The organism is Candidatus Cloacimonas sp. (genome assembly GCA_039680785.1).
In the GTDB taxonomy this organism is placed as follows: domain Bacteria; phylum Cloacimonadota; class Cloacimonadia; order Cloacimonadales; family Cloacimonadaceae; genus Cloacimonas.
Genome location: JBDKSF010000087.1, coordinates 12,772 through 32,631 on the forward strand (window position 1 = coordinate 12,772; position 19,860 = coordinate 32,631).

Consider the following 19,860-nt stretch of genomic DNA (forward strand, 5'->3'; position numbering starts at 1 on the left):
ACACCGGATTTTTTAGGTGTATTGAAGACGGTATAAGTCATAATACATTCCCTTTTTATCCAGCAGATCAAAATGGGAACCTTCTTCCACGATTTCACCTTTATGCAAAACTAAAATGCGGTCCACATTTTGAATGGTGGAAAGGCGATGGGCAATTATAATGGAAGTTCTACCCTTGATTACTTTATTTAAGGCGTCTTGAATTAACAGTTCCGTTTCAGTGTCGATATTGGAAGTTGCTTCATCCAAAATAAAAATTTTAGGATCATAAGCCAAAACTCTGGCAAAAGCAATCAGCTGTCTTTGTCCCGTAGAAAGAGTTGCGCCTCTTTCCATAACTGGTTCGTAATAACCTTGAGGCAATTGACTGATGAATTTATCGGCATTTACATATTTGGAGACCCTGATAATTTCCTCGTCGCTAAGTTCTGTATTATTTAGAGCAATATTATCTTTGATATTGCCGGAGAAGAGGAAAACATCTTGTTGAACGATTCCGACATTTTTACGCAGGTCTGCCAAAGAATAATTATGGATATCTTCACCGTCTATCAAAATTCTGCCTCTTTGGTAAGGATACATACCCAAAATCAAGTTTACAATGGATGTTTTACCGCTGCCTGTATGGCCTACGAGAGCTATTTTTTCTCCCGGCGCAACCTTGAAGGAGATATTCTTTAGTATCCATTCTTCTTCATTGTAGGCGAGCCACACATTTTCAAATTCTATTTCGCCATCCAGTTTAATGTTTTTGTGTTTTTCTTCTCTATAATCATCAGGAGTCAACGCCAATAAATTAAATATTCTTTCAGCGCTTGCCATTGCGCTTTGCAAGAAGTTAAATTTTTCTGAAAAGTCATTTATGGGCTCAAAAAGTTTTTGAATATACTGGGTAAAAGCCATCAGCAGACCTATTGTGATAACATTTTGTAATATTTTGCCTCCTCCATACCAGATGATCAAGGCAACTGCAATTTGTGAAGATACATGAATGATAGGTCGGAAGAAGGCAAATAAGCGAATCTGTTTAACAGAGGCAAGATAGTATTTTTGATTGATGGAAGCAAAATTTTGGCGTTTATGAAAATACTGGTTGAAGAGTCGGATTATTTTTTGTCCTTCAATATGCTCTGCCAAAGTAGCATTTAGAACTGCAAGATGTTTACGCACTTCGCGATACACCACTCTGGTTTTTTTACGGAAGATAACAATCACCCAGATTACCAAGGGTAGGATACTGAAACTTACTATTGCCAGACGCCAATTCAATGCCAACATTAATATGACGATCGTGATGATTAAAACCACATCTTGGATAAGAGTTATCACTCCTGAAGCCAGCATTTCATCTATAGCTCCGATATCGTTGGTAACTCGGGTTACCAATCTGCCAACGGGATTGGTATCAAAAAATTTAGTGGGCATTTTTTGCAAATGGGCAAAAACATCATGTCTTAAATCAGCCATCGCATTTTGGGAAAAATATGCCGTAAAAATCGTCTGAAAATAACTGGCTATAAAGCGTAAGATAATAATTATCAAGAAGATAATAGCTAAAACCAGCAATTTTTCCGAGGCATCTGAACGAACTTCCAAGCGTTTATTATTCGGTATTTTTTTCAGCTCATCCTTGGGGACGGCAATCGTATTGGAATCAATTTTGAACCATCCGGAAAGTTTTGGTAGATTGGGATTTAGGTTTTCGGGAAGATACTGTTTCAGGATGTTCATATTTTTATCTTTGGCAGTTATCAGATAAACCGTTTCTTCTTTTAAAATGCCTTTTACTTTCAATGCGTCCAGATCGGAGCGGTTAATTTTGTTCCTGTCTTTGGCATTGATAATCAGAAAGTGGTTATCGCCATAATGATATTCTTTTAGTTTAGTTTTTTGATAACGCTGGATAAAAGCTTGATAATCAGTTTGATTGGTAAAAACGGCAATTGATTTATCGGACACGATATAATCGTCAATGGCTGACCTTTGAATTAAGGGTATAATGACTTCAGCGGCAGAAATCACCATTAAAAAGACAAAAGAAAGAATAACCCTGTTTAGGTAGGGTTTCAAGTAATGCAGCATATTTCTGAAGAGTCGTCTATCGTAGAATTTGTTTTTCAGCTCATCTTCAAAATAAGCGCCTTGTCCTGAGTGACCTCCGCCACCATGCATTATTCTTCTTCTCCTTCCAAGCGTGCTCGGATTCTTTGTTTTTCGTAAAGGTCTTTATATATGCCACCTTTTAGCAAGAGGTCTTGATGAGTTCCTCGTTCAGCGATGATTCCATCATTCAAAACAATGATCAGATCAGAATGTTGTAAAGACGATATCCGGTGAGCGATGATCAGAGTGGTTTTTCCTTTTCTGATTTCGATCAAACATTCCAGAATTTTGCGTTCGGTTTTCGTATCTACAGCCGAAAGAGCATCATCCAAAATTAAAACCTGTGGATTGGTAAGTAACGCTCTGGCAATAGCTACGCGTTGTTTTTGTCCTCCTGAAAGAGTAACGCCTCTTTCTCCGACAATGGTCTCGAATTTATGTTCAAATTCCATAATTTCATCATATACCTGAGCTGTTTTAGCTGCTTCAAAAACTTCTTCATCGGAAGCTTGCGGATTGCTTAACCGAATGTTATCCGCAATGGATTCTGAAAACAGAAAAATATCTTGAGGCACCAAAATTACATCTCTTCTTAGAACATTCAAAGGTATGGTATAAAGTTCATAATCATCTATATAGATGCTATTTCGGGGTGGATTATATATTCTTACCAAAAGCTCGATCAAGGTAGTTTTTCCACAACCGGTTGGACCCACGACAGCCAAAGTTTTTCCTGCGTCTATGCCGGCAGTGATGTCATTAAAAATTAAGGGCAAATTAGGTTCATAACGGAACGACAAATTTTTGAAGAGGATTTTTCCTGCGAGCTTAGTGATGCTTTTATCGGCTGAGTCATCGTCAATTTCAGCTTTTACCTCAAAAATATCGTTCAAGCGTTTTAGGGAGGCAGTTCCTCTTTGATACATATCTACAATTTGGCCAATGGCAATCATAGGCCACACCAACATTCCAAGATATTGGAAGAAAGCGATGAAACCACCCACGCTAATTTCACCCCGAATGGCAGCTTGTCCACCAAAATAAATAGTGATGATCATACTGATGCTAATGATCAAGCCCATTAAAGGATGAAAAACACCGGCAATCCTGGCAAGCCCCAAATTTTGATTCACAAAATCGTGCGCCACATTATCTATTTTTTTCAGTTCAGTTTTTTCCTGACAGAATGCCTTCACAATTCTGATGCCGGAAATGGTTTCTTGAACTCTTCCGCTTAAAGTGGCGAAACTTTGTTGCACAGCTCTGAAACGAGTATGCACTTTTCTGCCAAAATACATAACGGTTAATGAGATAAAAGGCATAGGGATAATTGCCAGCAAGGTCAATTTAGCATTTATAGACACCATAAAAGAAAAAGAGGCAATGGTCATCAACACGATATCCATCGCCGAAATTAACCCCATTCCAAAAAGCATCCGAACCGCATTCAAATCGTTTGTAGCGTATGCCATCAGGTCTCCAGTTTTACTTTTGTTGAAAAAGTTCTGGGACAAAGTAAGCAGATGATCGTAATAATCTTGACGCAAACTTTTTTCGATAAGGTAGGAATTGCCAATAATGAGAATGCGCCAAAAATATCTTAACACCATCACCGCTATGGCAAATCCGAATATAATCAGCCCTATCCAAGCCAGACCTCTGGAATCTATTGTCCTTTCTTGGATGTGATCTATGGCATACTGCATCACTTTCGGGACGGCAAGTTGCACCAGATCGACCAATATCAGCATTATCAATCCACCCAAAATCCGGGTGTAGCTCTTCTTCAAATAGGGAAGAACAGCATCAAAAGTTCGCATTTTTCTCTCATAATATTTTTTTTGGGGATAGCGGCTAACATCATAAATTTTGAACGCTACAAATATCTAAAATCCTAAGCCAACCTTTTAAGATAGTTTTTTTTGTCAAATCTTTTCCATCCGCTGGCGTATATATATGGATAATGAAGAGGGCATATTTTTTGCCTTATAATTTATCGGTAGCCACCCTTCAATGAACTGCCTATTTTACCCGTAGGAGAAAAGGATTTTGCCTTATTTTGCAGTCCCTTATTTGGTTTGTGTCTATAGCAAGGAAGTGCTAAAATCTTTAGGCAGCATTTGGTTTAATTAGACCCTTTCCGACTCTTTTCGCACCTATATTAAATTGGCTACTGCGTTACAATTATGAATCTCTCTGGATGTAATCTTTGAAGTAATTTTTCACCTCCTTGCTTACAGACATAAAGTCAATTTTTCTTTGGTTCCCATTCATTTCTTACTTGCCACCCTGAAACTGCCCGTAAGCATCCCATAAGCATCCCGTATCGCCATTCGGGAAGCGTTCGGGAAATTCTTGAGCGGTAGAGGGGCAAAAAGAAGGCAGGATACAGAAGTGATATAGGTTATCAGCAATTGATAATTCTGAGAGAAGTCAGTTCCCATTTGCGAACTTGGCACTGACCAAGAAAGGGAGAATTTTGGTTGACGATAACGGCACTTAAAAAAAAAGTGCATTTTACAAAAATTTATGGTGAGACAATGAACAAGCTTTTTATGCCGGAGATAGTGAAAATAGTAGATAAGTTTGATAACAAAAATGCCTGCCTGCAATATATGGCAGACCTGCTTTCAGAAAGCGGTTGTTTAAGTTTTCCCGATCGTTTTTTGGCGGCAGTAAAAGGAAGAGAAGAAATAATGAGTACGGGTATCGGAAGAGGAATAGCAATTCCGCATGCGCGAGATTTAACGGTAAGTTGTTTAAGAATAGCTGTTTGTATGATACGCAAGGGATTGGAATTTTCCAGTTTAGATAATTTGCCGGTAAATCTGGTTTTTATGATTGCCGTTCCCCAAAGTTCGAATCAGGACTATATGAAGATATTACGCTCGCTCTCAGAATTTTTGAGGCAAGAAGAAAACCGTGAAGCATTATTGCAAGCCAATGATGAAAGGGACTTATATGGAAAAGTTCAGGTTCTGGAAGAAAAGCTACGCACTCAGCTTGGCGTTTAGCTTTCTTATTTTAATGCCTTTAATGGCTCAACATCAGGATGCCGGAACTACCGGTTTTTCCACTTTGAAGATAATATATTCTGCCCGGGCAAATGCGATGGGGCAGGCAATGCTTGGTAGAAATATGAATTTTGATGGAATGCAATTTAATCCGGCAACCTTGATTCGCATAGAAAATAAAGGTGCATTCACAACGCTTGCAGACCATTTTGTCGGTTCCGGAGGTGGTTCTGTCGGTTATGTAGTTCCCAAAAACATTTATACTTCCTACGGATTTTATCTAAATTATTGGAATTCCGGTTCCATTGATAGAACGGATATAGGACCTAATGGAGAATTTATTGAACTGGATGATACATTCAGTGCGCAAGATATCGCAGCCGGTTTTGCCGTGGCAAAATTTGTTAGCCCCGCTTTGGATGCAGGTGGAAGCGTAAAACTTGTTCTGGATCAAATTGATGGTAAATCAGCCACTGCCGCTTTGATCGATGTTGGCATTTTACATCATACGCCCAATGAAAGAGTTAAAGTGGGTCTTAGTGCGCGCAATCTGGGTTTTCAATTAAGCCATTATACCGATAATAAATATTCTGAAGGCATCCCAGTTACCTACGGGGTCGGTTTGGGCATAAATGCAGGTGCTAATTCTCTTTTGAATATAGATTTAACTAAAGCGACGGGAGAAAATTTCATAGGCAAACTTGGCATTGAGCAACGCATCCATCCTGCGCTTGTTTTGAGAGGCGGTTTCAAGACAAATGCCGGTGATTATTCGATGGGTGGAAGTATGGGTTGGACTTCCGGAATCAGTTTGGGGCTGGGTTGGCTCTGGAAAAATTACGCAATTGACTATGCAATATCCTCTTATGGTGATTTGGGCTTAACCAATCAAGTTAGCTTACGCTATAATCTAAACTAAGGTAATAGGTTACATTTGGAACAAAACAGGTTTTTACTTGAATTGGGAGTGGAAGAGCTTCCCGAAAAACAATTAACCATTGCCTGCAAAAGTGTGAAGGAAGCATTTGCCCTCTTTTTAAAAGAGAATAAACTTCACTGTCTCAATTATATAGTTAGTGGCACTCCCCGCCGGATATTTTTAGATGTTATGGAGCCGGATGCTCAGCAACTGGATGAGGAAATTGTAAAAACAGGTCCCGCAATGCGTCTCGCTTATGACGAGGAAGGTAATTTAACCAATGCGGGCAAAGGATTTCTGAAAAAGAATCAGGTGGATGAAAGCGCTGTTTTGATTCAGGAGACCGATAAAGGCAAATTTCTTGCCGTTAAATATGTAAAACCGGGGAATTCAACTGTGGAATTGCTGCAGAAATGGATTCCGGAGATGATTTCACAGATACCGTTTGAAAAAAAGATGATTTGGAAAGAGCCCACTTTTGCTTTTTCCCGTCCTTTAAGATGGTTGTTGATTTTGTGGAATGAGAGTCCTGTCCATCTTGATTTCTGGGGTATTCCTTGTGGGAATGTCAGTTTTGGAAATCGCTATTTGGGTTTGGATAATTTTATTACGATTCATAATGCTGCGGAATATCTACCCAAGCTGTTGGAATTTAAAGTGATTGCCGATAGAGAACAACGCCGAGAGGAAATAATAAAACAGCTAAAACAAATTTTTCCGGAAGGCGATTACCAGATTATAAAAGACAATGCTTTAGTGGAAACGGTGGTAAATTTGGTGGAATATCCTACTGCGGTTTCGGGTGAATTTGAAGCAAAATATCTTTCCTTGCCTGCCAAAATTATAATCAGCACCATAAGCCAAAATCAGAAATACTTCGCCGTGCAGGATAAGAAAGGTGAATTAAGCAATAAGTTTGTCTTTATTTCCAATGGAGATCCCGCTGCTTCACAGGTAATAAAACAAGGCAATGAAAAAGTGGTGAATGCCCGTCTGGCAGATGCTTTGTGGTATTGGAACGAAGATACGAAATACCCTTTGGAATATTGGACGCAGCATTTGGATTTGGTTATTTTTCAGGCAAAATTGGGAACGATGGCTTCCAAAACCAAGCGGATAATTAAACTGGTTAGCTATCTTGCTGAAGAACTTCAGCTTACGCTGGAGGAAAAAAAGAGAGCGCTGCGCTGTGCAGAACTCTGTAAAGCCGATTTAGTCACCAATATGCTGGGAGAAAAAGAATTTACTAAACTGCAGGGCTATATTGGAAAACAGTATGCTTTGGTTTCAGGTGAAGATAAAGAAGTGGCGGAAGGCATTTATGAACATTATATGCCCCGCGGATCTGCAGATGATATGCCTGCCTCTTTAAGCGGAGCTTTAGTGGCTATAGCCGATAAAATGGATTCTGTGGCTGGAATTATCGCGATTGGTATGTTGCCTACTGGAAGTGGAGATCCTTTTGCTCTTAGGCGTGCTGCCAATGGAATAGTGCAAATTATTAGTTCCCGAAAATGGGATATAGATCTGTTTTCTTTGGCAGATAAAGCATTGGAACTAATCAGCGAGCAGACGGAAACGGAAAATGACGCCAAAATAAATCTCTCTGCTTTTCTGGAACAAAGAATTGTGGGCTTGTTGAAAACAAACGGTATCGCTTATGATGTAATAGATAGCGTTATGCACATCGATAAAAGCCATATTTATGATCTGGAAAACAGAGCCAGGGCATTGAACGAATTGAAAAGCAAACCAGAATTTATCCATTTGGTCATCGGCTTTAAAAGAGCCGCCAATATTATTGCCGATACCGTTGATTTTGTCCCTTTCAGCATTGACAAATTAAGCGAGCCGGAAGAAATTGCACTTTATAAAGCATTACAAATTCTGCATCAAAATATCGATGCTGCCTTGCAGGAAAAGGATTATTCCCTGGCTCTGCAGTTGCTGATTGATTTCGGAAAAGTGATAGATAACTTTTTTGATGCGGTGTTGGTAAATTGTGATGATATGGAACTGCGTAATAATAGACATTCCTTGCTGAAAGAAGTAAAAAAAGAATTTTTAAGAGTTGCCGATCTGTCACTGATAGTTTCGGAAACGGATAGTTAGGAAATATTATGTTTAATTTAGATGATGTAAAAAAAAGAGCGAAAGAGACCTGCGGTAGTATTGTATTGCCGGAAGCATTTGATTCCCGTATGTTAACCGCTGCCGCTCAAATTGGGCAAGAAGGTTTGGCAAAAATAGTGCTATTGGGCAAAGAAGACAAGATTAGGAAAGATGCTTCTGCCTTGAAAATAGAACTGAAAAACATTACCATTATAGATCCTGAGACCGCGGATGACCTTGCTGCTTATGCCAAAGCATATTATTTAAAACGCAAAGATAAAGGAATAACTGAAAGCCAAGCATTGGAAACGGTTAGAAATCCCCTTTATTTTGGTGCATTTATGGTTAAAGATAAAAAAGTGGATGGAATGGTTGCCGGAGCTGCCAATACCACGGCTGATGTTTTAAGAGCCGCTTTACAAGTGATTGGAGTTATGCCCGGTTTAAAAACCGTTTCCAGTACTTTTATTATGCCCGTTCCAGATTTTAGGGGTGAGGCACGGGTCTTTTTATTTGCCGATTGTGCTGTAGTTCCCAATCCAACTTCTGAACAGCTTGCCGATATAGCTATAAGTACTGCTTTAACGCGGAAAGCAATTATTGGAGATGAACCCAAAGTTGCTTTGCTCTCTTTTTCGACCTTAGGCAGCGCTAAAGATGAACTGATCAATAAAGTGATTGAAGCAAAAGCCATCTTGACGGAAAGAAAAGTGGATTTTGAGTTTGACGGTGAATTACAGGTGGATGCCGCTATCATTCCTGAAGTGGCAAAAAGAAAGGCGCCCGGCAGTTCTATTGCCGGTAAAGCCAATACTTTTATTTTTCCCGATTTACAAGCAGGAAATATTGGCTATAAACTGGTTCAATACTTTGGTAAAATAAAGGCAATAGGTCCCATTTTACAAGGTCTGGATGCTCCCGCCAGTGATTTATCCAGAGGTTGTTCTGTAGAAGATATCGTTAATACCGTTGCCTATGTTTTACTGTTAGCTGCACATAATAAAAAACAAAAAAAATGATAGATGGAGGTTAAGATGGCTATTAAACTATCCAACCGCTGCCGATTGATTAAGCCCTCGCCGACGCTTAGCTTGTCCGCAAAGGCAAAAGAAATGACTGATGCTGGAATTGATGTGATCAGTTTCAGTGTGGGAGAACCAGATTTTAACACTCCGGAATACATTAAAGTTGCTGCTCATAAAGCTATTGACCATAATCATACGCGTTATACCAATAATGCTGGAATTCCGGAATTGAGACAGGCAATTTGTGACAAATTGCTGAAGGATAACAATCTGAAGTATTTGCCTAAGGAAATTTTAGTTTCCCCCGGAGCCAAGGCATCCATAGTAAATGTATTAACTGCCGTATGCGATGCAAAAGATCAAGTTTTGATGGCAGCCCCCTATTGGGTAAGTTATCCCTATCAGGTCGCTTTGGCAAATGCTGAACCTGTTTATATACCCACTCGCGAAGAAGATGGCTATAAAATTAAACCCACTGCGCTAAAAAATGCCATCGCCGAAAATCCCTGCTCTAAAGTGCTTATTTTAAATTCTCCCGGAAATCCAACCGGCGCAGTTTACACGCAAGCAGAACTTGAAGCTATAGCCGAGATTTGTATTAAATATAACATTTTGGTAATTTCTGACGAAATATATGAACGCTTGGTTTATGACGAGGCAAAACATATATCCATTGCCTCCATCAGCGAAGAAATGAAAGAAAGAACCGTTGTCATAAATGGAGTATCCAAAGCTTATGCAATGACGGGTTGGCGTCTTGGTTATGCTGCCGGTCCCGCTCCAATTATTGCTGCCGCTGGAATGGTTCAAGAACATACAACTTCTTGCGTGAATTCCATTACCCAATATGCTTGTGTAACGGCTTTAAAAGAAGAGGACGATTCCATTGAAAAGATGCGTAGTGAATTTATGCGCCGCAGAGATTTTCTGTATGCAGAATTAATCAAACTTCCCCAGATAACCTGTTTTAAACCGCAAGGCGCATTTTATCTGATGCCGGGGATAAATTGGTATCTGCAAAATAATAACCAAAATATCAAAACATCCGATGAATTCTGTGCTAAACTGCTTGACAAATATTTTGTCGCTTTAGTATCGGGAAATTCTTTTGGAATGGAAGGAACCGTGCGTTTCTCTTATGCTAACAGTATGGAAAACATCAAAGAAGGAATACATCGTTTTGCTTCCTTTCTGGCAGAACTAAGATCTGAGAGGTGAAAATGGACGATTTTAACGATAAAATGAATGACCGCTGGCAAGAAAAACGCAAGAAAGCATATAATTGGCCTAAACTGATTATTATGGTTATTGCTCTGGTTGCCATATTATATGTTATGAATCATTTGGGAAATTCTAAAAGGGTAACGGTAACTCCCTCTGCAAGTGTTACGGACACTGTAAAAACGGATACTCTGCAAACGGAGAAAACACCTTGAGTTTAGTGATCGTTGGTTCGATAGGACTGGATAGCATTTCCACTCCTGCCGGTGAGGTCTGTGATGCTTTAGGTGGCTCTGCCATTTATGGAGCCATATCCTCTTCGCATTTTACGGATACTCATATTGTCGGTGTAGTAGGTATGGATTTCCCGATTGATTACTTGAATTTATTACAAAAGAATGGCATCAATCTTGACGGGCTGGAAGTAAAAGAAGGCAAGACCTTTCGCTGGAGTGGCAATTATCTAAATTGGAATAGAGTGGAAACACTATCCACCGAGCTAAATGTTTTTGCAGATTTTGCCCCTCAGCTTCCTGATAGCTGTAAATGCTGCCGCAGTTTATTACTGGCTAATATTCACCCAGCTTTGCAATTAAAAGTGCTAAATCAGGTTTCGGGTTATGTTCATTTAGCTTGCGATACAATGAATTATTGGATAAACCTGTGCCCGGAAGAAATAGAAAAAGTGCTCCGAAAAGTAAACATCGTTTTTATGAACGAAGATGAGATTCGGGACTATACCCATAAAGCGGATATCTATTCTGCCGCTAAGGATATACTATCTTTGGGTCCTGAATGGGTTATCGTAAAAAGAGGGGAATACGGTTCGGTGGCAATTTCCCATAATGATATGTTTTTTGCTCCTGCTTACCCAGTAGCAAAAGTTAAAGACCCCACTGGCGCCGGAGATAGTTTTGCAGGCGCTTTTATGGGATATCTGGCAAACTTTGATATCATCAATCATGCGATCATCAGAGAAGCCGTTTTGTATGGAACGGTTGTTGCGGCTATGAATGTTTCTGATTTTAGTGTAAATGGGTTAAATGGTATTTCCAAAGAGGAAATTGATAAATCCAAGGAACTTCTGATTAAATGGACAACCTAAACGATAACTTGAATTATGTAAGTTCCGGCGTAAATATAGCTGCTGGCGAAGCAACCGTAAAAGCGATTAAAAATAAAGTGCGCACTACCTATAATAGTAATGTCTTAAGTGAAATAGGCAGTTTTGGCGGCTTATATAAAATAGATAAAAATGCCTGGCAAAATCCCGTCCTCGTTTCCAGTACCGACGGAGTTGGGACAAAAGTTCTAATAGCCAAGCTGGCAAATGAATATAAGACAATTGGGCAGGACTTGGTAAATCACTGTGTAAATGATATTATGGTTCAAGGTGCGATTCCTCAGTTCTTTTTGGATTATATCGGTTTAGGAAAATTGATTCCCGAAAAAGTGGAAGATATTATTGAAGGCATCATTCTTGCCTGCCAACAAAATTCCTGTGTTTTGATCGGGGGTGAAATGGCAGAAATGCCGGGAATTTATAACGAAAAGGATTTTGATCTGGCAGGGACAATTGTGGGAATGGTAGAACAAGAACAATTGCTTCCCCGAGCAGGAATGAAGCCCGGGGATATAATTATTGCTTTGCCAAGCAGTGGTTTACACACTAATGGCTATTCTCTCGTGCGGAAAATTGTTTTTGAGAAACTGAATTTAGATTTGGATTCCTATATTGAAGATTGCCAAAAGACCTTGGGAGAATTGCTATTAAGCATTCATCGCAGCTATTTGCCTTTCCTGAAGAATTATTTGTCCGATCCTGATCTATTAGGCATTGCCCATATCACGGGTGGAGGAATTGCCGGTAACCTAAAAAGAATTCTACCGGAAAATATCTCTGCCTCCATAGAACTAAAAGATCAAGATATTCCTCCCCTCTTTAAATGGATAAAAAATGCCGGAAATATTGAGCAGAGCGTTATGCAGGAGACCTTTAATCTGGGGATAGGAATGCTTTGCATTGTAAAAAAACAAGCGGTGGAAAAGTTCCTGCAAATACCTGAGACCCGTTATGTGGGCGAATTGACAGTTCTTGATTCGCATAAATCGAGAGTAGCATTATATTTTAAGAGATGAATAAAATGTTATGTTATTTCAATTTATGCTTGCTTAAAATGAATTTCAGATTAAATTATAAAAAAACCTCTTGACGATTTTGCATACATCAGAGAGAGAGTTTTAAACGAAGAATTGATTATTGCTTAAAAAGCCGAATCGTTCTTGTAAAGAAACGAAACATTATGAATAACACCCATAAAAAAGGGAGGTTGGCAATGCGTAAATATGCATTGATCCTGCTAATATTAATGTTTATTGGGGTAGGGTTCCTTCAAGCCGCTACCACAGGTAAACTTGCAGTCCGAGTGCGTGATAATTCAGGTCGTCCGATCGGATTTGTAAATATAGTTGTGATGCAAGGAAATCAACGCATCACTGGTGGTCAGACAAATGAAAAGGGAACGGTAATAATAATCAATATTCCTCCCGGCGTCTATACTGTTAAGTTCTCCTTAATTGGTTATGATACGATGACCTTTAATGATGTTCGGATTCAGGTAGATCAAACAACTTCGCTTTCTCCCATTATGAATAAAAGCGGGATAGAGATGAAAGCGGTTACCGTTACCGCCAAAGAAGATAAAGTGGATAAAAACAGAATCGGCAGCGCCAAAAATATCCAGATGGATATAATGACCGATGCCGCTGTCTCCGATGTAACCGATATTGTCGCTCTCCAACCTGGTGTATCAAATATTGGGGGTGAATTGCATATTCGCGGAGGCAGAGCCAACGAAGTCAATTATACCGTTGATGGAATGAGTGTTACTGATCCTGTGGATGGTGGAGCCACTTTACAAGTTGATACTGATGCGATAAAAGATATGAAAGTAATGACGGGTGGCTTTCCAGCTGAATATGGAAACGCCCAGTCCGGTGTAATAAATATTGTTACCAAAGATGGAGATCCCTTTTATTCTGGTAAAGTAGAATATAATAACGATCATCTCTTCTTGGAAAGCAGAAATTCCGATGTATTGAAAGTAGCAATTGGAGGTCCCGTTATACCTTTTTCTTCTCAGGAGATGCGTGAGAAATTCACTTATTATCTTAATGGTTCTGGTGAATGGCTGGATGGACGGTTAAAAGATTATTATGTCAGCAATCCCAACATTGATTATAGCATTAAAGGCAGATCACTTTTAGATACCGAGTATGATGTTTATGATCCTTATGCTGATCGGGATAATATTCTGGGCATCGATATCGGAAATAGAAATTACAATGCTTATAATGTTAACCTAAAAACAAAATATGCCTTCAAGCCAGGGCAAATTGCCACTTTTGCGGTTAGAGGGGATAGAAGTTTAAACTATTTATATGATAATTCTTGGCGCTATGCTCTACAGCATTATGCAGAGGAAGAAACAACTCAAAGACAATATATCGGTACTTATGATGATGTAATCAATGACAGGATGAATCTAAAAATTAAAGCCAGCTATTATCAAAAAGATAGTTATCAAGGTCCCAGGGGCATAGATAGAAACAATTATATGTATATGACCATAGATCCCAATAATATTCCTGAGAACTATGTTGATATGGTTTCTTTGGGGAATTATGGCTATACATCCATAGACGCCGATAACGATAATGTTCTTGATGAGGGATTTTTGCCTGCCAGTTATTGGGTTTATCGTTTGGAAAGTGTTGAAGAACCAAGAAATATTCCTGGATATAATCCTCCCGGTACTATTTACGGCAGATTTATCGATGATACTACTGATATTTTAAGCGCTCGAGCAGATTTTGAATGGCAGATAAATGATACTCATATGGCAAAAACAGGTCTGGAGATTATCAAACATAACATCAAGAAGAATCAGCTGGAAAATTATCTGAAGATTGATGACAAACGCCGCACAAATTATCTGAATAGTATCTTTGATGTCCGAGATTACGATCTTGCCGATTATATTGATGCAAATGAAGATTTGATATGTGATAATGTTCCCGAGGGATTGTATGCCTTAGCTGCAACTCAGACAGTTCCTACTTCTCTGGCGGATTTGGTACCAATATATTATCCTCAGGATTACTTTGCCGCAGCCAAAGCATCTGCCGGAACACGAGATGGCTATAAAGCGGAACCTTGGCAAATGGCTTATTATCTGCAGGATAAAATGGAATGGGAAGGAATGATCGTTAACGCGGGTTTGCGTTTTGATCTGTGGTATCTGGGTAAAAACTATTCAGTGGCGCAGGATGATGGCAGTTATTCAGTGCGTGAATTTGATAAAGATGACCAAATCCAGCTTATGATATCTCCCCGTTTGGGTGTATCTCATCCGATCACTGATAAAGATGTGCTTCGTTTTGCTTATAATTACCAAAATCAATTGCCTCAAATGCAATATATCTTTACCAGCAAGACACCTGAAGATGCGAATGATGCAGAAACAACGATTCAAGTGGGAAACCCCAGTTTGGAACCACAAATTACCGTTACCTATGAAGTTGGTCTTTCTCACCAATTGAGTGATGACTATGTGCTGGATTTAACTGCCTATTATAAGAATCTCTACAATTATGTAAGTACTATGAAAGAGCGTAGCGAAATTGAACAGACCGTCTATTGGTATAAATATTATTCCAATGATTACGGCTCAGCTCGTGGTATTGATATGCAATTAGAAAAAATGCTATCCAATTTTAATACTTGGTCTATTGCCTATTCTCTGGCATGGGCTCAAGGAAATAACTCTTACACTGTTATTCAAGATGAATCGACCAATTTAAGAGAATTCCCACTGGATTGGGATGTGCGCCATAATATAAGCGCCAATTATACATTCCATATTGCCAGAGGGGAAGAATATTTTATACCCTTTACCGATTATATACTGCCTCTTGATGATTTTTCCGCTAATGTAACCTGGACTTTTGCTTCTGGAGCACCTTACACACCACAAAGTACCGAATCCAGTAGTGCTCTTGATACAAATAGTAAAAGGAAGGACTTTACTCAGCAGACTGATATGAGAATAACCAAGGGATTTGTTTTATCCAACAAAATGAGTTTCAAAGTTTACGCTGAAGTGGAGAATCTGTTTAAAAACCTGAATGTATATACTGTTTATCCTAAAACGGGAAACTACTATTGGGGCGGAGACAACCTTGAAGAAGCCAATATTCCTGGTTTTGTTTATGATGAAGTAAATTATGTTTATGGGCTTGCCTATAAAAATCCTACTTATTATAACAATTTCAGGAGCTTAACTTTGGGAATCTCGTTTAACTTCTAAATTATTCCAAGGAGGAATTGATAAAAATGAGAAAATTCGTGGTAATAGTACTGCTGATAATGATGATGACCTTTGTATTGGCAGGCATTGCTTATGCACAGGATAAAGCTGCAACTGAGAAGAGCGGAGGTGGCTTACAGAACTTCGCTGAGCTGGTATTTGGCAGTGGACTGGTTAAATGGTTCAAGAATGGTGGATGGGCTATGTGGCCAATCCTCTTTCTGGCAATATATGGTTTGGCCTACATAATTTGGAAGTTCATTGCTTTGCTTAATGGGAAAGTGAACTTAAATAATTTTCTGGATAAGATCATTCCCTTGATTAAGGAAAAGAAATTTGAAGAAGCTAAAGAAATCGCCGGTAAAACAAGAGGTCCTGTAGCTGCCATTATTTATGCGGGATTGGAAAAAGCGGACAAAGGTAAGGAAGCGGTGGATGAAGCAATTGAAAATGCTTCTATGATTGAAATGAGCTATTTGGAAAAAGGGTTCATTGAGCTTTCTTCTTCCATTACGCTTGCTCCTATGTTAGGTTTCTTAGGAACTGTTGCCGGTATGATCGCTGCCTTTGATGCTATCGCCGCTGCTCGAGCCGTAGATGCTACAATTGTAGCTACAGGTATCAGGATTGCTTTGATCACAACCGAAGCAGGATTGATTGTGGCTATCCCAATACAATTCTTTAATAATGTGTTTATGACAATGGTAGATGGAGTTGTGATTGATATGCAGAGAGCTTCAGAAAAAGTTACTGAAGTTTTAGCCGAAAATATAGGTATCAAAAAATGATAATCTCTCGCAAGAGGAAACTTAAGGCAATGATACCAACTGCTTCTACAGGTGATATCGCTTTTCTATTGATCATCTTCTTTATGTCCACCACCAAGTTTGATGTGAAAGAAGGTATTAAACTTGTTTTACCTCAGAAAGCTGAAGCCACCGGTAATAAAACTCAAACCCTTACTTTAACTGAAAAAGAAATGACCCGTTTCCAAATCCTACCTGACGGGCAGATTGCCGTTAACAAAGAAGCACCTCGTTATATTGAGAGTGAAGAGCTTGATGTAATAATACAGCAAAAAATGCAAATGAATCCGGATATGATCTTTAAAGTTATTACCGACAGAGAAACAAAATACAGTGAGATGATCAGAGTTGTTGACCGCCTTAAAGCGGCCAAGATAGAAAAAATATCCCTTTCCACGAATTAGGAGAATATAATGGCTAAATTTAACACGAAAAAAAGAAGGGATGTTGCCATTCCCCAAGCATCAACATCTGATATTGCGTTTCTCTTGTTGCTGTTTTTTATGGTTACTACCGTTTTTGTGCAGGAAAAGAAGTTTTGGGTGGAGCGTTCTCGTTGGCCCTATGCGGAAAGCATTGAACGGATTCCTCGTAATCATACAAGTACTATTTATGTAATGCGTGACGAAACAATTCTCTTGGATGATATTCCTACTCGGATAGAAAGTTCTGAAGATGTTTTTATATCTCAAACTCTTATCCGGAAAAAAACGGAGGATCCCGAACTGATTGTCTGTTTCCGAACTGATAAAGATACAAAATATGGAGTAATGTCTGATGTTATGCGCCAATTACAAGATGCAAACGCTCTGGTAGTTGCCTTTGAAACACAACCATTACAGAAGAAATAAAAGGAGATAAGATGAAAGCACAATATCAGGACTGGAAAGACATTGCCAATTCCCAATTCAGCAAAGGTCTTGCCTTATCTCTTACCCTACTTATTTTTGCCATTATGGTTACTCCCAAAGTGGAAGTTCGCAAGCAGGTTTTTCAGACAGAACAGATGGAATTAGTAGATATTCCAGCGGAAGAAAGGGAAAGAATTGAAACACCTCAAACTGATGTGGATGTTAATGTAACTTTTCAGATTAGTGATGTTTTGGGGACTGAAGAAGTAGATATGGCAGCTTTTCAGGAAGCTCTCACTCAAATTGGCGATATCTATAGAACCTCTTCTCCTACTCAACAATCAGAAGATGAAACACCGGTAAATTTTGTTCCTTACGATGATCCACCAGTGGTCATAGGCAAAATTGAACCTGCTTATCCTGAATTTGCCCGTAGGAATAAACTGGAAGGAACAGTAATTCTGGAAGTGGAAGTTTTGAAAGATGGCAGCATTCGCGACATTAGAGTGCGGCGTGGGGTTGGTGGTGGTTTAGATGAAGCTGCAATAGAGGCAGTGCGTAAAGTAAAATTTCAACCCGGGAGAAGCAGTGGTCAAGCGGTTGATTGTTTGGTCATTATCCCGGTAGAATTTAAAATTCAATAAATTGGGAGTGTTTTTATGAAACGGTATAAAACAGGAATATGTCTTTGCTTAATGCTTATTTTTTCCCTAAGCATTGTTTATGGAGCAATGGCAGTTCCCTCCACTGGAACCAAAAAACTGGATTTAACCAAATATCACAATGTGGGAAACATTTGGTTGCGAGTTAGTAACTATGGATTCTTCGGTTCCGGCGATGACATAGTTCCCCAATATCCTTCTCTGGAATATCCGGGAGGAAGTGGTATGGATTATTTGTATCAGGGAGCTTTGTGGTTCGGAGCCAAAAAACAGCGTCGTAACAGTATGAATCAAAAATTATATTGGTTGGTTTATCCTCCATCTGCAAGTAACGATACGCTTATTACGGATGCTGATCCTCGGTATAATAATACCAAAATTGCAGCAATGGATACATTAGTAAGCGTTGGTTTTGATGGTGATGATGATCTATACGAATTCTTACCTGCTTACAATCCATTACTTGCTAATAATCCCGCTCAAGCTGATAATTATGCTTTATATAACAGCCAGGATGGAATTAGTTACGCTTCTATAAGGAAACAAAAAAGAGGTGTTGATGATGATGGTGATGGCAGGATAGATGAAGATGGCGCCGGTTTTACTTTTCCTTTCAGAGTAGGAACAGAACTACCAATTCAATTTGCAGAAGGTTTTGGTGGTAGGTTTTTACGGGATGTTTCTCTTTCTTCATTTTCCGTTCTGGACGATCCTACCAATGCTGAAATATGGTTTCCACTGGGGTTTATGGAGTTATCCTACCGAAGTAACGATCCCTCTTATAACTATGCTTTTTCGGCTCCCTTTGATGATGATTACGATGGTAGAACCGATGAAGATGGAGCTCCCGTTTCCGAACAGGATTTTATATCTTTTTACTACGACTACTGTCCTTTCAATACAGATGGAGATCGTGATTATGGCTCCTCTAAAGGCGTGAACACACATATACCATTGAAAGTAAGAGTTCGGCAAATGAGCTATCAATGGAGCTACGATTATATCAAAAACTTGGTTTATGTAGAATTTGACATTACCAATATGAACGATCTGGATGAATTGAAAGATTGTGCAATGGGCATATATATGGATAGTGATGTGGGACCTCAAACCTACGGTGCGGAAAAAGCTGCGGACGATAAATCAGGTTATGTAAAAGGTGAAGGGTATGAATTTGCCTATACTTATGACGCTGATGGTGATAATGGACTTTGCACTGGTTTAGTAGGCGCCAGGGTTTGCACTCCTGATCCTGAACAGTTAGTATTCGATTGCTGGTATTGGAAAGTCGGTCAGGGACCTGATGATAGAAATTCCCGCAATTTAAATCCTTCTACAAAAACAGCTAATGAGAAATACTGGTTGCTTACAGGACGGAATCCAAACACAACTTATTATACAGCAATGCGTCCAGATGATCAGACAGAATGGGAACAACCATCACCGAATGACACAAGATTCTTATTCTCCTTTTATGGCGCACAACCTGGAACAACTGCGTATGAGCAGCAAGATGCTAATGGAAACTATTATAAGCGTTGGAATCTGGCTCCTAATAAAACAATGAAAATTGTAGTTGCCATATTTCCAGGCGAGGATAAAGAAGACCTTAAAAAGTCCGCACGCTGGGCAAAAGAGATTTATGGACAAGCACAGAACTTGATAACTGTTACTCAGCCGGATACTTTCCCTCACTATAATCCCCCGGAACCACCTGAAATTCCGTCTGTATATGCAGAAATGGCAAATGACGGCAGTCAGATAGATATTTATTGGGA

The 19,860-nt window shown here is 39.3% G+C and carries 17 protein-coding genes; 14 read left to right on the top strand and 3 right to left on the bottom strand.

The genetic code is table 11. From position 1 onward, the window contains the following. Positions 1–12: 12 nt before the first annotated feature. From ABFC98_06185 to ABFC98_06195, 3 genes are all read right to left on the bottom strand, one after another. Positions 13–2,172, bottom strand: coding sequence for an ABC transporter ATP-binding protein (locus tag ABFC98_06185; GenBank protein MEN6445619.1), 2,160 nt, complete (start codon positions 2,170–2,172; stop codon positions 13–15). Further along, positions 2,172–3,923: an ABC transporter ATP-binding protein gene (locus ABFC98_06190; GenBank protein ID MEN6445620.1), complete on the bottom strand. Its 1,752-nt coding sequence runs from the start codon at positions 3,921–3,923 to the stop codon at positions 2,172–2,174. The genes ABFC98_06185 and ABFC98_06190 overlap by 1 nt, the downstream gene beginning before the upstream one ends. A gap of 450 nt (positions 3,924–4,373) precedes the next feature. Beyond that, complete coding sequence (locus ABFC98_06195) at positions 4,374–4,562, bottom strand: hypothetical protein (GenBank protein ID MEN6445621.1); 189 nt, start codon at positions 4,560–4,562, stop codon at positions 4,374–4,376. Between the two features lie 81 nt (positions 4,563–4,643). On the opposite strand from ABFC98_06195, the gene ABFC98_06200 reads away from it, so the two are divergent. The 14 genes from ABFC98_06200 to ABFC98_06265 all read left to right on the top strand — a co-directional run. Further along, a complete protein-coding gene (locus tag ABFC98_06200; GenBank protein ID MEN6445622.1) occupies positions 4,644–5,117 on the top strand; it encodes a PTS sugar transporter subunit IIA in 474 nt (157 codons plus the stop codon). Then, positions 5,107–6,036, top strand: a complete 930-nt coding sequence (locus ABFC98_06205; protein ID MEN6445623.1) for a PorV/PorQ family protein — start codon at positions 5,107–5,109, stop codon at positions 6,034–6,036. Before ABFC98_06200 ends, ABFC98_06205 begins: the two co-directional genes overlap by 11 nt. 15 nt (positions 6,037–6,051) lie before the next feature. Beyond that, positions 6,052–8,148, top strand: coding sequence for a glycine--tRNA ligase subunit beta (glyS, locus tag ABFC98_06210; GenBank protein ID MEN6445624.1), 2,097 nt, complete (start codon positions 6,052–6,054; stop codon positions 8,146–8,148). 8 nt (positions 8,149–8,156) lie between these two features. Beyond that, a complete protein-coding gene (gene pta, locus ABFC98_06215; protein ID MEN6445625.1) occupies positions 8,157–9,167 on the top strand; it encodes a phosphate acetyltransferase in 1,011 nt (336 codons plus the stop codon). A 15-nt stretch (positions 9,168–9,182) separates the two neighbouring features. Further along, positions 9,183–10,391 carry a pyridoxal phosphate-dependent aminotransferase gene (locus ABFC98_06220; GenBank protein MEN6445626.1) on the top strand — a complete coding sequence of 403 codons (1,209 nt, stop codon included), beginning with the start codon at positions 9,183–9,185 and terminating at the stop codon, positions 10,389–10,391. Positions 10,392–10,393: 2 nt separating this feature from the next. Next, positions 10,394–10,609 carry a hypothetical protein gene (locus ABFC98_06225; GenBank protein ID MEN6445627.1) on the top strand — a complete coding sequence of 72 codons (216 nt, stop codon included), beginning with the start codon at positions 10,394–10,396 and terminating at the stop codon, positions 10,607–10,609. Positions 10,610–10,614: 5 nt separating this feature from the next. Next, positions 10,615–11,499, top strand: a complete 885-nt coding sequence (locus ABFC98_06230) for a PfkB family carbohydrate kinase (protein ID MEN6445628.1) — start codon at positions 10,615–10,617, stop codon at positions 11,497–11,499. Next, positions 11,487–12,533 carry a phosphoribosylformylglycinamidine cyclo-ligase gene (purM, locus tag ABFC98_06235; protein MEN6445629.1) on the top strand — a complete coding sequence of 349 codons (1,047 nt, stop codon included), beginning with the start codon at positions 11,487–11,489 and terminating at the stop codon, positions 12,531–12,533. The genes ABFC98_06230 and purM overlap by 13 nt, the downstream gene beginning before the upstream one ends. Before the next feature lie 197 nt (positions 12,534–12,730). Further along, positions 12,731–15,763 carry a carboxypeptidase regulatory-like domain-containing protein gene (locus tag ABFC98_06240; GenBank protein MEN6445630.1) on the top strand — a complete coding sequence of 1,011 codons (3,033 nt, stop codon included), beginning with the start codon at positions 12,731–12,733 and terminating at the stop codon, positions 15,761–15,763. Between the two features lie 26 nt (positions 15,764–15,789). Continuing rightward, positions 15,790–16,551 carry a MotA/TolQ/ExbB proton channel family protein gene (locus tag ABFC98_06245; protein MEN6445631.1) on the top strand — a complete coding sequence of 254 codons (762 nt, stop codon included), beginning with the start codon at positions 15,790–15,792 and terminating at the stop codon, positions 16,549–16,551. Next, a complete protein-coding gene (locus ABFC98_06250; GenBank protein ID MEN6445632.1) occupies positions 16,548–16,973 on the top strand; it encodes a biopolymer transporter ExbD in 426 nt (141 codons plus the stop codon). The genes ABFC98_06245 and ABFC98_06250 overlap by 4 nt, the downstream gene beginning before the upstream one ends. Before the next feature lie 9 nt (positions 16,974–16,982). After that, the gene (locus ABFC98_06255) at positions 16,983–17,420 is read left to right on the top strand and encodes a biopolymer transporter ExbD (protein ID MEN6445633.1); all 438 of its coding nucleotides are present in this window, start codon (positions 16,983–16,985) and stop codon (positions 17,418–17,420) included. An 11-nt stretch (positions 17,421–17,431) separates the two neighbouring features. Further along, entirely contained in the window at positions 17,432–18,064 is a 633-nt protein-coding gene (locus ABFC98_06260) for an energy transducer TonB (GenBank protein MEN6445634.1), read from the top strand. 15 nt (positions 18,065–18,079) lie between these two features. Beyond that, the coding region (locus ABFC98_06265; GenBank protein ID MEN6445635.1) for a hypothetical protein at positions 18,080–19,860 on the top strand (1,781 nt) is incomplete at its 3' end.

Coding starts and splice junctions, on each gene's coding strand:
- ABFC98_06185 (MEN6445619.1), bottom strand. CDS start 2,172: ATGCATGGTGGCGGAGGTCACTCAGGACAAGGCGCTTATTTTGAAGAT.
- ABFC98_06190 (MEN6445620.1), bottom strand. CDS start 3,923: ATGCGAACTTTTGATGCTGTTCTTCCCTATTTGAAGAAGAGCTACACC.
- ABFC98_06200 (MEN6445622.1), top strand. CDS start 4,644: ATGAACAAGCTTTTTATGCCGGAGATAGTGAAAATAGTAGATAAGTTT.
- pta (MEN6445625.1), top strand. CDS start 8,157: ATGTTTAATTTAGATGATGTAAAAAAAAGAGCGAAAGAGACCTGCGGT.
- ABFC98_06220 (MEN6445626.1), top strand. CDS start 9,183: ATGGCTATTAAACTATCCAACCGCTGCCGATTGATTAAGCCCTCGCCG.
- ABFC98_06225 (MEN6445627.1), top strand. CDS start 10,394: ATGGACGATTTTAACGATAAAATGAATGACCGCTGGCAAGAAAAACGC.
- purM (MEN6445629.1), top strand. CDS start 11,487: ATGGACAACCTAAACGATAACTTGAATTATGTAAGTTCCGGCGTAAAT.
- ABFC98_06240 (MEN6445630.1), top strand. CDS start 12,731: ATGCGTAAATATGCATTGATCCTGCTAATATTAATGTTTATTGGGGTA.
- ABFC98_06245 (MEN6445631.1), top strand. CDS start 15,790: ATGAGAAAATTCGTGGTAATAGTACTGCTGATAATGATGATGACCTTT.
- ABFC98_06250 (MEN6445632.1), top strand. CDS start 16,548: ATGATAATCTCTCGCAAGAGGAAACTTAAGGCAATGATACCAACTGCT.
- ABFC98_06255 (MEN6445633.1), top strand. CDS start 16,983: ATGGCTAAATTTAACACGAAAAAAAGAAGGGATGTTGCCATTCCCCAA.
- ABFC98_06260 (MEN6445634.1), top strand. CDS start 17,432: ATGAAAGCACAATATCAGGACTGGAAAGACATTGCCAATTCCCAATTC.